At 65.1% G+C, this 12,534-nt stretch carries 14 protein-coding genes and 1 pseudogene; 5 read left to right on the forward strand and 10 right to left on the reverse strand.

Annotated features, from left to right (window positions below; all coding sequences use genetic code 11):
* The first annotated feature begins 42 nt into the window (after positions 1-42).
* On the forward strand, positions 43-525 hold the full coding sequence (locus tag AB6802_RS03045) for a hypothetical protein (protein ID WP_371008776.1): 483 nt from the start codon (positions 43-45) through the stop codon (positions 523-525).
* 35 nt (positions 526-560) lie between these two features.
* On the opposite strand, the gene AB6802_RS03050 is transcribed toward AB6802_RS03045, so the two are convergent.
* The 5 genes from AB6802_RS03050 to AB6802_RS03070 are packed head-to-tail and all read right to left on the reverse strand — an operon-like array spanning position 561 to position 2,863.
* Positions 561-866 carry an urease subunit beta gene (locus AB6802_RS03050; RefSeq protein WP_371008525.1) on the reverse strand — a complete coding sequence of 102 codons (306 nt, stop codon included), beginning with the start codon at positions 864-866 and terminating at the stop codon, positions 561-563.
* Between the two features lie 8 nt (positions 867-874).
* Positions 875-1,468, reverse strand: coding sequence for a HupE/UreJ family protein (locus AB6802_RS03055; RefSeq protein WP_371008526.1), 594 nt, complete (start codon positions 1,466-1,468; stop codon positions 875-877).
* 24 nt (positions 1,469-1,492) lie between these two features.
* Complete coding sequence (locus tag AB6802_RS03060; protein WP_371008527.1) at positions 1,493-1,747, reverse strand: DUF1272 domain-containing protein; 255 nt, start codon at positions 1,745-1,747, stop codon at positions 1,493-1,495.
* A gap of 25 nt (positions 1,748-1,772) precedes the next feature.
* Positions 1,773-2,075, reverse strand: coding sequence for an urease subunit gamma (locus AB6802_RS03065; protein WP_112097128.1), 303 nt, complete (start codon positions 2,073-2,075; stop codon positions 1,773-1,775).
* Positions 2,076-2,098: 23 nt separating this feature from the next.
* On the reverse strand, positions 2,099-2,863 hold the full coding sequence (locus tag AB6802_RS03070; protein WP_371008777.1) for an urease accessory protein UreD: 765 nt from the start codon (positions 2,861-2,863) through the stop codon (positions 2,099-2,101).
* A 281-nt stretch (positions 2,864-3,144) separates the two neighbouring features.
* Here AB6802_RS03070 and AB6802_RS03075 point away from each other — a divergent pair, with 281 nt between their 5' ends.
* The 3 genes from AB6802_RS03075 to AB6802_RS03085 all read left to right on the forward strand — a co-directional run bounded on the left by AB6802_RS03075 (position 3,145) and on the right by AB6802_RS03085 (position 5,512).
* Entirely contained in the window at positions 3,145-3,399 is a 255-nt protein-coding gene (locus AB6802_RS03075; protein ID WP_371008528.1) for an acyl carrier protein, read from the forward strand.
* 4 nt (positions 3,400-3,403) lie between these two features.
* Positions 3,404-4,612 (forward strand): beta-ketoacyl synthase, encoded by a 1,209-nt coding sequence (locus tag AB6802_RS03080; RefSeq protein WP_371008529.1) that lies wholly within the window; start codon positions 3,404-3,406, stop codon positions 4,610-4,612.
* 195 nt (positions 4,613-4,807) lie between these two features.
* Positions 4,808-5,512, forward strand: coding sequence for a glutathione S-transferase family protein (locus AB6802_RS03085; protein ID WP_371008530.1), 705 nt, complete (start codon positions 4,808-4,810; stop codon positions 5,510-5,512).
* A 22-nt stretch (positions 5,513-5,534) separates the two neighbouring features.
* Here AB6802_RS03085 and AB6802_RS03090 read toward each other — a convergent pair whose 3' ends face one another.
* The 4 genes from AB6802_RS03090 to AB6802_RS03105 all read right to left on the reverse strand — a co-directional run bounded on the left by AB6802_RS03090 (position 5,535) and on the right by AB6802_RS03105 (position 10,122).
* On the reverse strand, positions 5,535-5,849 hold the full coding sequence (locus tag AB6802_RS03090) for a hypothetical protein (protein ID WP_371008531.1): 315 nt from the start codon (positions 5,847-5,849) through the stop codon (positions 5,535-5,537).
* A 114-nt stretch (positions 5,850-5,963) separates the two neighbouring features.
* Complete coding sequence (locus AB6802_RS03095) at positions 5,964-6,575, reverse strand: nucleoside triphosphate hydrolase (protein WP_371008532.1); 612 nt, start codon at positions 6,573-6,575, stop codon at positions 5,964-5,966.
* Between the two features lie 319 nt (positions 6,576-6,894).
* A complete protein-coding gene (locus tag AB6802_RS03100; RefSeq protein ID WP_371008533.1) occupies positions 6,895-8,001 on the reverse strand; it encodes a hypothetical protein in 1,107 nt (368 codons plus the stop codon).
* A gap of 186 nt (positions 8,002-8,187) precedes the next feature.
* Positions 8,188-10,122: a methyl-accepting chemotaxis protein gene (locus tag AB6802_RS03105; RefSeq protein ID WP_371008534.1), complete on the reverse strand. Its 1,935-nt coding sequence runs from the start codon at positions 10,120-10,122 to the stop codon at positions 8,188-8,190.
* A gap of 325 nt (positions 10,123-10,447) precedes the next feature.
* On the opposite strand from AB6802_RS03105, the pseudogene AB6802_RS03110 reads away from it, so the two are divergent.
* Positions 10,448-11,344 (forward strand): annotated as a pseudogene (locus AB6802_RS03110) (D-alanyl-D-alanine carboxypeptidase family protein); the annotation flags it as partial.
* A 439-nt stretch (positions 11,345-11,783) separates the two neighbouring features.
* On the opposite strand, the gene AB6802_RS03115 reads toward AB6802_RS03110, so the two are convergent.
* Positions 11,784-12,233: a universal stress protein gene (locus AB6802_RS03115; protein WP_371008535.1), complete on the reverse strand. Its 450-nt coding sequence runs from the start codon at positions 12,231-12,233 to the stop codon at positions 11,784-11,786.
* Positions 12,234-12,534: the final 301 nt, after the last annotated feature.

Genomic DNA, 12,534 nt, shown 5'->3' on the forward strand with positions numbered 1-12,534 from the left:
TCTTTTTCGCCCCGCCCGAAGCCCAATCAGGAGCGAGCGACGATGGGATTCTCGCATCAGACCAGAATGTTGCCTGTCGCGGCCGCGGTCACGCTGTTCGTCACGGCCGCTGACACCGCGTTCGCGGCGCAACCCTTGGACAGCAATCCTGCCGCCGCGATCGTCGATTCCGCCGTCCGTCAGGAAGAGGCCCTCTCCAGCGCGGAGGCCGGCAAAGTCATCCGCGCCATCGACAGCACGCGCGACAACATCGGCGCGGTTCGCAAGACGACCAAGCTCGACACGGTCGACATCATTTTTCTCACCGATGCGGCGCGCAGCGAGGGCGGGCCGCCGCCTGCGATCGAAAACAAAGTGAAGCAGCACAAGGATGACGTCGCCGAGCTGCGCCAGGAGATCGAGGCAAATGCGTTGCTGTTCAACGCGATCGATTCGCGGCGCGTGCTGGCCGAGGATGTGCTTGCCGTCGACTTCGCCAATCCCGGCAAGATCGTCATCTACGCCGCCGCCAAGCCCCCGAAATGATGGCCGCCGAAGTGATCTGAGCGCGGCGGCGGACCTCACAGCTTGCCCATCACCTTTTGCTGGAACCCGTAGACCTCGCGTTTTCCCCCGAGCGGCACCAGCGTGACATCGCGCTCCTGCCCGGGCTCGAAGCGCATGGCGGTGCCGGCGGCGATGTCGAGCCGCATGCCGCAGGCGCGCTCGCGGTCGAATCTCAAGCCCTCATTGGTCTCGAAGAAATGATAGTGGCTGCCAACCTGGACCGGCCGGTCGCCGCTGTTGGCGACCTTGAGCGTCACCGTCGGCAGGCCCTCGTTGAGCTCGATATCGCCCTTTGCGGGAATGATTTCGCCCGGAATCATCGCAACCCTCACAAAACGCCGAAGGCGAGGCCGACACCGACCGCCGCGCAGGCGGCACCGGCAGCGCGCACCAGGCCGCGGAAGCGCAGGCCCAGGCCGAGGGCGGCGGCGATGCCGATGCCGTGAAGCAGAGCCGTGGCGACGGCAAAACCCGCCATATAATCCAGGCCACCGGCATTCTCGGGCACTTCCGTGCCATGCGCGTGGCCGTGGAACAGCGCGAACAGGCCGATGATCGCCACACCGACCGAGACCGGCAGGTCGATCGCCAACGCCACCAGCAGGCCAAGCGCGACGACCGAGGCAAGGATGCCCGGCTCGACGAAAGGCACCGGCACATGCAGCATGCCGAGCGCGCCGCCGACCAGCATGACGCCGACGAAGGCCAGCGGCCATGCCCAGATCGCCTTGCCGCCCTTCAGCGCCGCCCACAAGCCGACGGCAATCATCACCGTCATATGGTCGAGGCCAGACAGCGGATGCGCAAAACCGGCGGCGAAGGACGAAGTCGTGCCGACGCCGACATGGGCATAAGCGGGCATCGCCGCGGCCAACAGCAAGATGGTGGCGAGCGTGGTGCGTTTCGTCGAAGCTGAGATCATGTCTGGCTACCTCTGATTGCTTGTTCAAGCGGCTTTGCGTGGGCCGCAGCCTTCGGCCTTGAGCACGCGTTTGGTCGATGGCGGATACTTCGCCAGCTTGGATTCCGGCCGGATCGGGCGCGGCGTGAAATTGCCGCCGCAGTTCGGACAGACGCCGCCAAGCACATGCTCGGCGCAGGCTGCGCAAAACGTGCATTCGAAGGTGCAGATCAGCGCATCGCTCGCTTCCGGCGGCAGGTCCTTGTCGCAGCATTCGCAATTGGGCCTGAGATCCAGCATCCGTCTCTCCTCACTTTACGGCGCCTCACCTGATCGGCTCATGCACGGTCACCAGCTTGGTGCCGTCCGGAAAAGTCGCCTCGACCTGAACATCGTGGATCATCTCGGCGATGCCGTCCATGACCTGCGCGCGGGTGATGACATGCGCTCCGGCCTCCATCAGTTCGGCGACCGGGCGGCCGTCGCGCGCGCCTTCGACGACGAAGTCGGTGATCAAGGCGATCGCCTCCGGGTGGTTGAGCTTGACGCCACGCTCCAGCCGCTTGCGCGCCACCATCGCCGCCATGGCGATGAGCAGCTTGTCTTTTTCGCGCGGAGTCAGGTTCATTCAAGTCTTCCCGGTCTTCGAGGTCACAATGACCATAATTTGGGCAGGCCCGCCCGCCCGTTGAGCAACTCAACGAGTGGAACCAGCCGTTTGCGGAGCTGGTAGCCGTCCCCGGCGTAAAGCCTCGCAAGAAGCTTGCCAGATCGACCGACGCTCCAGTGGCTGGCGCCGCCTCGATCGCCGATAATGTCACGAGCGGGTTCCAGCAGGCGCTCCGCGTTCGGCGCAACGAGCAGCAACGTTGCAACAGCCGTCGCCCCGCCAGCCACTGCCATTCGCTCCAGCCTGGCGGCGATGTCCTGCCCGATGCGGAAATCCTCGGCGTGGATCAGGGCGCCGCCCTGGCGGACCCGCCAGCGGTCATGGAAGCTGCCGCCGATGGTCCGCTCACCCATCGCCAGCCGGCCGAACAGCGTGGCTTCGAGAATCAGCCCCTCGGCGCCCTCGGCGAGCTCGACATCCAACCTGCGGACGAAGGCGGCCTGGTTGAAGACGATGGTTTCCTGCGGCAACCAGGCGATGCGGCCGCCGGCGCCGACGCGCAGGCTCACCTTCGCCTCCGCATGGTCGGCGGCGGCGCGATAGACCTTCTCGCAGGCTTGCGTGGTGATGGAGACGCAAGCGCCTTCGCCGGCCCCGATCGCCCAGCCGAGCCGGTCGCCGCCGGTCAGGCCGCCGGCGGTGTTGATCAGGACGGCCTCGAGCGGATCGCCCTGCACCAAAGGCATGCGGATCTTGGCCGAACCATCCTGGTAAAGACGTTGCAGCCTGGTCCGGCCACCACTCATGCCGCACAAAAGCCTGCCTTGCCCGGCAACACGTTGCGCGTGAGGGGCGGGGTCGGATGCCAGGGCATTGTCGATCTTGTCCACGGCGCCAAGGTTAAGCACCCGGGCGGCTTTGTCGATATAGCTTGTTGCTTGACATCGTTTCGGTTTCTATAGAGGGAAACCACCCTGGAGCGTCGCGCGGTGCCTTGCGTGGTAAGAGGCAAACGCTTTCGTTCAATCCGGGGATCAAAAAGGGGCGCTCATCAGTTGGCGTCGGGAAACGACAGGGAAGGAACCGAATGGCTGACCAGCTGACGACCGAGATCATCGAGAAGATCAAAGCCCACGCCGAGACTGGCGGTGAGGAAATCACCACCAGCACCGATCTCAGCACGCTTGGCATCCATTCGCTGGAGCTGACGGAGATTATCTTCGACCTCGAGGAAAAGTATGGCATCGAGATCGAAATGAACACCGTCGACGCCTGGAGCAACCTCAAGAACGTCGGCGACATGGTCGAGGCGGTTCGCGCACTGATCGCGAAAAAAGCCTGACTGTATGCAAAAGCGCGTCGTTATCACCGGTATTGGCGGGATTTGCGGGCTCGGCAACGATGTGGCCGCGATCTGGGATGCGATGCGCGCCGGCCGCTCCGCGATCGGCGTGATCAGCAATTCGCCGCTGCACGACCTGAAGGTCAAGGTCGGCTGCGAAATCAAAGCTTTGCCCGAGCACGGCATCGATCGCAAGCAGGTGGTGTCGATGGACCGTTACAGCCTGCTGGCGGTGATCGCGGCGCGGGAAGCCATGCAGCAGTCCGGATTGACGGCGCACGCCGACAATACCTATCGGATGGGCGGCGTTGTCGGTGTCGGCGTCGCTGGTTTCGAAACAATCGAGGAGAACTATCGCGCGATCCTGCTCGAGGGGCGCAACCGCGCCGGCATCTTCACCGTGCCTAAGGTGATGCCGGGGGCCGCCGCCGGCCAGGTCAGCATGGCGCTCGGCCTGCGTGGCCCGGTGTTTGGCGTCACCTCGGCCTGTTCCTCGTCCAACCATGCAATCGCCTCGGCGGTCGATCAGATCAGGCTTGGCCGCGCCGACGTCATGGTTGCCGGCGGCACCGATGCGCCGCTGGTTTGGGGCGTGCTCAAGGGCTGGGAGGCGCTGCGGGTGCTGGCGCCCGACACCTGCCGGCCGTTTTCAGCCGATCGCCAGGGCCTGGTTCTGGGCGAAGGAGCCGGCATGGCGGTGCTCGAAAGCTACGAGCACGCCGTGGCGCGCGGCGCCACCATCCTTGCCGAGATCGCCGGCGCCGGGCTCTCCGCCGACGCCTCGGACATCGTCGCGCCAACCGTCGAGGGGCCGGAAGCGGCAATGCGCTTCTGCCTGGCCGATGCCGGACTTAACGCGGAAGATGTCGACTATCTCAACGCGCACGGCACCGGCACCAAGGCCAACGACCAGATCGAGACCACCGCGATCAAGCGCGTCTTCGGCGAGCATGCGCGGACGCTTTCGATCTCCTCGACCAAGTCGATGCATGCGCATTGCCTCGGCGCTTCCGGCGGGCTGGAAATGATCGCCTGCGTGATGGCGATCCGCGACGGCGTCGTGCCGCCGACGGCCAATTATCGCGAGCCCGACCCCGAATGCGACCTCGACGTGACGCCGAATACGCCGCGCGAGCGCAAGGTGCGGGCGGCCTTGAGCAACAGCTTTGCCTTTGGCGGCACCAATGCCGTGCTGGCTTTCAAGGCAATCTGACGAAGCGCGGCTAATCTGGATCAAGCAAAGCCGATCCGCATCAAGCAGCTTGATGTTATCAAGCGAAGCTTTGGTTGACTGTACGTGCACGACCGGGTGCCTATCGGCGCATTGATCGCGGCGAAGGCCGATTGTAGTTGTTGTTTCCCGCCACAAGAGCCGCTGCCCAGCGCCAATCCATTCAGGAGACTCACCATGACCGACCTGTCAGCCTTCCTGATCAACCAGCGCTGGCCGGCCAAGCAACCCGACCGCCTGCAGCTCTATTCGGCCACGACGCCAAACGGCGTCAAAGCCTCGATCGCGCTGGAGGAGATCGGCCTGCCCTATGAGCCGCATTACGTCGATATCGGCAAGAACGAGAGCTGGACGCCGGAATTCCTGTCGCTCAACCCGAACGGCAAGATACCTGCCATCATCGATCCGGACGGCCCCGGCGGCAAGCCGATCGGCCTGTTCGAATCCGGCGCCATCCTGCTCTATCTAGCGGAAAAGACCGGCAAGCTGATGCCTGCCGATCCGGCGCGCCGCTACGAGACGATCCAGTGGGTGTTCTTCCAGATGGCGGCGATCGGCCCGATGTTCGGACAGGTCGGCTTCTTCCATAAATTCGCCGGACGCGAGATCGCCGACAAGCGGCCGCTGGAGCGTTACCGCGACGAATCGCGGCGGCTGATCGGCGTCTTGGAAACGCGGCTCACGGGGCGGCAATGGATCATGGATGACGACTACACCATCGCCGACGTCTCGATGCTCGGCTGGGTGCGCAACCTGATCGGCTTCTACGAGGCGCGGGAACTGGTAGGGTTCGACGATTTCCCAACGGTAGCGGCATGGCTGGAGCGCGGCCTGGCGCGGCCGGCCGTGCAGCGCGGCCTCACCATCCCGGCAAAGGCCTGAAAACAGGACGCTGAAGCCGGCTCTACTTCGCCTTGGCTTTCGCGCGCCTGCCAAACACCGAAGCGGCAAGCCGCGCCGTCGCGACCACCGCGCCGGTGGCGACACTGGCCACGGTGCGGATCGGGCCGGATTTGCTCGTGGCGGGTTTCGGCGGCTTTTTAGCTTTGGCCGGAGCCTTGTGCGTCGCGCCGACCACCACTTTCCTCGGTGCTGCCTTGCCGAAGGTCGGCTTGGCGTCCTTCGCGTCGGCCAGTGCTGTGTCCGCGCCGGCTGTTACCTGCCTGGGCTGCTTGGCTCTGCTCCTGGCGGGCGCGGGTTTTCTGGTCTTGGTTGCCATTTGACGGCTCCCTTACGCCTGACAAAAAGGGGATACCGGCATAACGGCCTGAAAGTCTTAAGGTTCCGACCCGGAAATACTGAAAATTGAGCGGGTTAACCAATGACGAGGTTATCAACCGATGACCAGATCGGCTGGCCGGCGTCGCGCCAGCACACGCTCGATGTTGGGCATGTCATTGGAGGCTATCCAGGCGCGGGCGTCGTCGTCGGACTTGCCATGGCCACGCCAGCGCTCCATCAGGCGGCGTTCCAACTCATTGCGCGACACATCGATGAAGATGGTGAAATCGAACAGTGGCGCCAGCCGCGCCCAGGGCTCCTCGTCAAGCAGAAGGTAGTTGCCTTCGACCAGGATGAACTTGGTGTCGGCGGAAACGACCTCGGCTGCGGCGCGCGACAGTTCGACGGTGCGGTCGAACACCGGAATGGCGATGTCGGGCTCGCCGGAGCGGATGCGTTTCAGAAGCGTCTCGAAGCCGGCGAAATCGAAGGTTTCGGGCGCGCCCTTGCGCGCGCGCAGGCCGCGGCGGTTGAGGATGATATCGTCATAGTGGAAGCCGTCCATCGGCACGACTTCCGAAGCGCCTTCCGGCAAAAGCTCATGCAGGTTCCCCGACAACGTCGATTTACCCGAGCCCGGCGGCCCGGCGATGGCGACAATGAAGCGCTTGGCCTTGCCGGCGCGCTTGAAGATGGCGGCTGTGATATGGGCGATCTCGGACATCGGCGCCTTTCCGGTCGTGATTTCAGACCGCATCTTGGCGGGTATAGAAGGAAATTTCAAACCTGGATTCCCTGGTGCCGATGTTTCACGGCTGTTGGCAGGACGCATCTCTTTGAGTTTAGCCGAGACACCTGAAGCGTCGTCATCCACGGGCGGAGCAAGGAGCGAAGCGACGCGCGCAGACCCGGGGACCCATGCCGGGGTTTACGAGCGCAGAAATTCTGCACCGTCGCGCTCTTTGGCGACGGTAACGGAATGGATCCTCGGGTCTGCGCTCCGCTTCGCGTCGCTCCGCCCGTGGATGACGAGGGCGGCGATTTCAGGCCGGGACCGAGCGCCCGATGCGCAGGAACTCGCCATCGAAGGGCACGTCCTTGGCTGTGCCGTCGGCGGCAAGGACGCGCATCGCATCGCGCGCGGTTTCGATGCCTGCCGGCGCTTCGGCTTCGGCGGACGCAAGCGCGCCGATGACATGACGGAAGGAGGTCGACCGCCCCTCGGCAAGCGCAAAGGCCGTCGCCACGCCTTCGTGCTTCAGCCAGTTGTCGCCAAGCGAGGCGGCGTGGCCCATCGCGGCGCGGCCATCCTCGATGCCCAGCACACCGAGATGGCGGCCGCTCCAGGGCGCGTAGTCGCGACCGCCATTCGAGAGCCACAGCATGGTCACCGGTAGTTCGGCGGGGTTCTTCAGCACCAGCACAAGGTCCTGCTCGGCGCGGCGGGCAATGGCCGTCCAGCCCGGACCGCCGTGGTCGGCTTCGACCAGGGTGATGAAATCCTCGCGCTTGTCCTCCATGCGATAGTCCGTGAGGTCGGTGGTGCCGCCGGCGGCAAGCGGCAGATGGGTAAGATCGGTGGCGCGGGCCGGATAAGCAAACCGGAAGCGGCCGCGCGCCGGATCGGGCTCCAGCGGCGTCGGCGGCGTCACCGCGATGCGCTTGGGCGAGAACGCAAGCCGGCCCCCTTCGCGCATCGAGGTCATCGGATGATGGGCAACCGAGATGGCGCCGGAGCCGCCGGAAAAGATGTGCTCCTGGTAGAGGAACGGGTGGCCGTCGCGCAGGGTGAAGATCTTGTCGACGGCGGCGCCCATGACCTTACGGCGCAGCCGGAAGACGGCGCGCCAGCCGCCGGGGATCGCGCCGTTCTCGACGACGTCCCATTGGCTGTTCGCCGTCCAGCCATGCAGGGGTGCTGCCTCGACGTCGCTGGACGAAAACGGCGCGCACAGGAAATCGCCTGAAAGGCGCACCGTGCCTTCGGGGATGTCCTGCGGCAGGCTCTCGCGCGGCGAACCGACCCAGGGCGCGCGATGCAGCGGCTTCAGGGTTCGGCCATCGGCCTCGACCTGCATGTCGGCGATGTGGCCGACCGCGAGGTCAAGCGAAACCGAGATGCCTTTTGCGCCGAGCGTGACCATGTCCATGAATGCCTCCCCGAATCTTCTTCGGGCGCAAGCAAAGCCTGTCCGGTGACGGATAAGCAAGCGGGTGGACAGGCATTTTGCATCAGACGGGGCGGGAGCGCTCGGCGCAGGGATTTTCGACGTTGGCGCCGCCCCTCATTGCCCTGCCGGGCATTTCTCCCCGTAGAACGGGGAGAAAGAAGCTCACTACTGCCTTTTGTACTCCCGGATCGGCGACTTGGTGCCGTCGGTGTACGTCACCTGCACGGCCATCGACGTCACGTCGTCCTTGACCTTGAAATAGGGCTGGTAGTTGCCGGGGATGGCGTAGGGATCCTTGGCGTCGCAGGGCGGCATTTTTATCTCTTTGTCGAGCGTCGTGCCGTTCAGGCTGTAATGCACCGCCTTGATTGCGCAGCGGTAGGACAGCATCTGGGTGAAATATACCAGGCCATGATTGCCGCCCGAATCGAAGGCGATCCACGACGTCCAGAACTGATCGAGAATCTGCTTATTCTCCTGCTGGAGCGCACTGGCCGGGTCGAAGCGGATGTCGAACGGACCGGTCTCGCGGCCCCTGATGTCGAGATATTTGATCGCGATGGTGGTGGCCGCGGTGTTGTCGGGCAGCTCGAAACTGGGGTTCGGCATCGGCTTGCCGGTGCGCTGGTCGTTCATCGCCATCGCCCCGGTGTCGGTGAACGGGCCGGTCTCGCCGAGACGCCAGGAGATCGCCGTCGCCGGCTCGGGCAGCGAAATCGTCATCGACCAGCCGGCGTTGGAGCGCATCGGCGTCAGCGTCGGAACGAAGCGCGAGGGATCGAGCACGTCGCCCAGCGCGGTCAGCCGGCTGCGGCTGCGGTCGAGCCAATCGGCCAGTTGCGTCTGGTCGACGAAATATTGGAGCAGCCCGCCATCCTTCTCATAGGAAACGAATTTGGCCAGCGCCTGGGCTTCGCTGCGCTTATCGGCCAATGTCTGGCTGCCCAGCCGGTCCTCCGAGAACTCCTGCGCCAGGAGAAAGTAAGCCGGCGCGTAATCGGGGTTGGCCGCAATGAAGGCGTTGAGCTTGTCGAGACGCTGGGTGTCGTCGAATTGCAGGAGATGGACGAGCTTGATCGACGGCGCCTTGGCCTTGTCGGCCAACTGGCCGAACACTTCGCGGGTGCCGGCCTTGCCGTCCTGGACCCGAAGCAGCGTGGCAAAGCGGGTATAGGGGTCGATGGCGTCGACATCGAAGCCGGCAAAGGCGAGATAGGCGCGGCGGGCGTTGAGCATGTCGCCGGCGAGCTCGTAGACGCGAGCGTTGTGATAGAATTCGTCGGGCCGCTTGGGATCACCGATCGCGCCGCCCTGCGCCGAGAGCTGGGCGAAACCCTTGGCTATCGTGTCGATCGAGACGGCGATCTGCTCGGTCGTCGCCTGCAGTTTTTCCGCCTGGGCCTGCTGCTGCTTCTGCCCGGCGGCCAAAGTATCGGTGGTCTGCTTGACCGCTTCGACGCTCTTTTGCGTCTCAGCGCCCTGCGCGGTCTGTTGCTGCTGGGTGGAAGCGATCTGATCGGCGGTCTTGGCCACCGTGTCGGTGGTTTGCTTGACCGCTTCGACCGTGTTCTGGGTCTGAGCGCCCTGCGCGGTCTGTTGCTGCTGGGTGGAAGCGATCTCCTGCGTCGTCTTGGCCACCGTGTCGGTGGACTTGGCGATCGTGTCGGTCGACTTCTTGACCTCCTCGACCGTCTGCTGCGTCTGCGTGACCGTCTGCTCGATCTTGGCTACTTTTTGCGAGACGATGCCCATCGACTGCTGCACCTCACTGATCGCCGGCACGAGCGCGGCGATCACACCGTTCTGCGAGTTCGTCTGCTGTTGGATGCCATAGACACCGCCGGCGATCGCCGCCGCACTTGTGGCGAAGATCAGTGCCGGCATCGCTTTTGCGGCCAGCACCAGCCGCAGCGCCATGGCGATGGCGATGATCAAGGCCGCGACCGCGGCGCCGAGCGCGATGTAGGCGGCAAAGGGTCCGAGCGGATTGAGCACGTCGCCAACCGCGCCGGCGACGAAAGCGAAGCTCGCCGCCCATTTGCCGGTACGGCTGAGCGATGCCCGCAGCAGCGAACTGGTACCCGAGGCGATTTCCGACATGCCGATTCCCCCAAACCGATGCGGCGCATCATAGCTGCAAGGGGGCGAGGATGGCAAAGCGGGGCGGGCGGCTAGCCGCAGACGGGCCCTCACCCAGCCTCCGCTTCGCTCGGCTGACCTCTCCCCGGCGGGGAGAGGAGGCTGTCGGCGCCGGCGCCGGTTTCTTCTCCCCTCGGAGAGAAGGTGGCCGCGTAGCGGCCGGATGAGGGGGCGGCGCCAACCTGCGAAAGCTGGGCAAATGCCTTGCTGCCCCCGTTAACCAGTTGGACGCAGCGGATGCGTTACGTTAGCTTTCCTGCATCTCACCAACAGCCTTAGAACAATCTTGCCCTATCCACGCCCCTTCCCCCTCCTTCAGAAACTGATCGCCGTGCTGGCATTTCTGGCGCTGGTGACCGGCTGCACGACCGCGGCGCCGCCGGAAAGCGTGCTCGCCGTGCCGGCGCAGCCGCAGAAATATGCGGCGATCGTGGTCGATGCCTCGACCGGCAAGACCTTGTTCGAGGCGAATTCGAGGTCGCCGCGCTATCCGGCGTCGCTGACCAAGATGATGACGCTCTACATGCTGTTCGAGGCGATGGAGAGCGGGCGGGTGACCAAGGAGACGCGCATCCCCGTCTCCGACCACGCCGCCTCGCAGCCGCCGACGAAGCTGCGCTTCCGGCGCGGCGAAACGATCGACGTCGATTCCGCCATCCGCGCCATGGTGGTGAAATCGGCCAATGACGTGGCGGTGGCGGTGGGCGAATATCTGGGCGGCGGCTCGGAGGACCAGTTCGCCGCCATGATGACCGCCAAGGCGCGCTCGCTCGGCATGACCAGCACCAGTTTCCGCAACGCCTGCGGCCTGCCCGACGATGCGCAGATGACCACCGCGCGCGACATGGCGGTGCTGGGACAGGCGCTGGAGCACCGCTTCCCACAGCATTTCCACTATTTCTCAGAAAGCGACTTCATGTTCCGCGGCAGGCTGGTGCGCGGCCATAACGACATGCTGGGCCGGGTGCGCGGCGTCGACGGCATCAAGACCGGCTACATAAGGGCTTCCGGCTACAACATCGTCACTTCCTACAATGCCGACGGCCGGCATCTGATCGTGGTGGTGATGGGCGCCGACAGCGCGCGCCAGCGCAACGACCATGTCGAGGCGCTGATCCAGCGCAGCGTGGCGCCGACAGCCGCCGACGCCGCCCAGCCCAGGCTGATGTATGCCGGGCAGCAGCCGGCGTCGCCGCCGCCTGGCCTGTCGCCAGCGGATACGGCTTTGCCAGGGTTGCCGCCTCCCGCTCAGACGGCGTCCGGCTCAACGGCGTCCGGTTCATCGCTGCCGGGCCTGCCGCCGCCGGGTGCGCCGGCGTCCGATCTGCCATCGCCGGATCTGGCCTCGCCCAATTCCTCGCTGCTGCTGCCACAACAATAGAGGGACGGGGCGAACGCAAAAAGTCCGAGACGTCGGCGGGACAGCGCCCCTCTCTGTCCTGCCGGACATCTCCCCCACGAGGGGGGAGATTGGCAGCCTCGGCGTCGCGCCTTTCCTGCAGCGTTGGCGATTGGCGAAGGCCGTGGCGACATCTGATCTCCCCCCTCGTGGGGGAGATGTCCGGCAGGACAGAGGGGGGCGCGAAGGATCGCTACCGATCTAGTCCTGCGCCAACAGATCCCTACCGAACCACCAGCACCGGGATTTCCGTCAGCGATACCACTTCGGCCGTCTGGCTGCCGAGCACCAGCCGGCCCAGGCCGCGGCGGCCGTGCGAGGCCATGACGATGAGGTCCGAGCCTTCCGAGCGGGCAACGTCGAGGATGGCCTCGGCGGGCGTGCGGTTTTCGATATGCAGGCTCTTGGCGCTGATGCCCGCCGCATCGGCCTCGGCCTTGCATTTGTCGAGCACCTCGCGGGCATATTTGCGCGCGCTTTCCTCATAGTTGACCAGCTCGTCGGCCGCGACATAGCCGGCCATGGCGCCGCCCCAGGCCAAGGTCGGGAAGGCTTCCGAGACGTTGAGGAAGGTAACGCCGGCGCCGAGGCCCCGGGCCAGTTCCAGGCCATGGGCGACGCCCTTGCCGGCGAACTCCGAGCCGTCGGTGGCGATCAGGATTTTCTTGTACATGATGACGATCCCTGTTGTTGCAGCCTGGCGGGCGCATGGGCGTGGCTGGGCTTCTAATTGGATATAGTTTGCCGGGCGGGTCGGCTACAGGGGCGGGATGGTGCCAGCGGGCGGGGAGTATCGCGCCAGCGGAAGCGGATAGTCGCGGAGGGCGTTCCCCCTCACCCAGCCTCCGCTTCGCTCGGCTGACCTCTCCCCCGGGGGAGAGGAGATTGTCGGCGTCAGCGCCAGTCTCTTCTCCCCATGAGGAGAAGGTGGCCCGAAGGGCCGGATGAGGGGGCGGCGCTGCCCTGTGCGATTG

Source organism: Mesorhizobium sp. RCC_202 (assembly GCF_041355295.1).
Classification (GTDB): Bacteria; Pseudomonadota; Alphaproteobacteria; order Rhizobiales; family Rhizobiaceae; genus Mesorhizobium.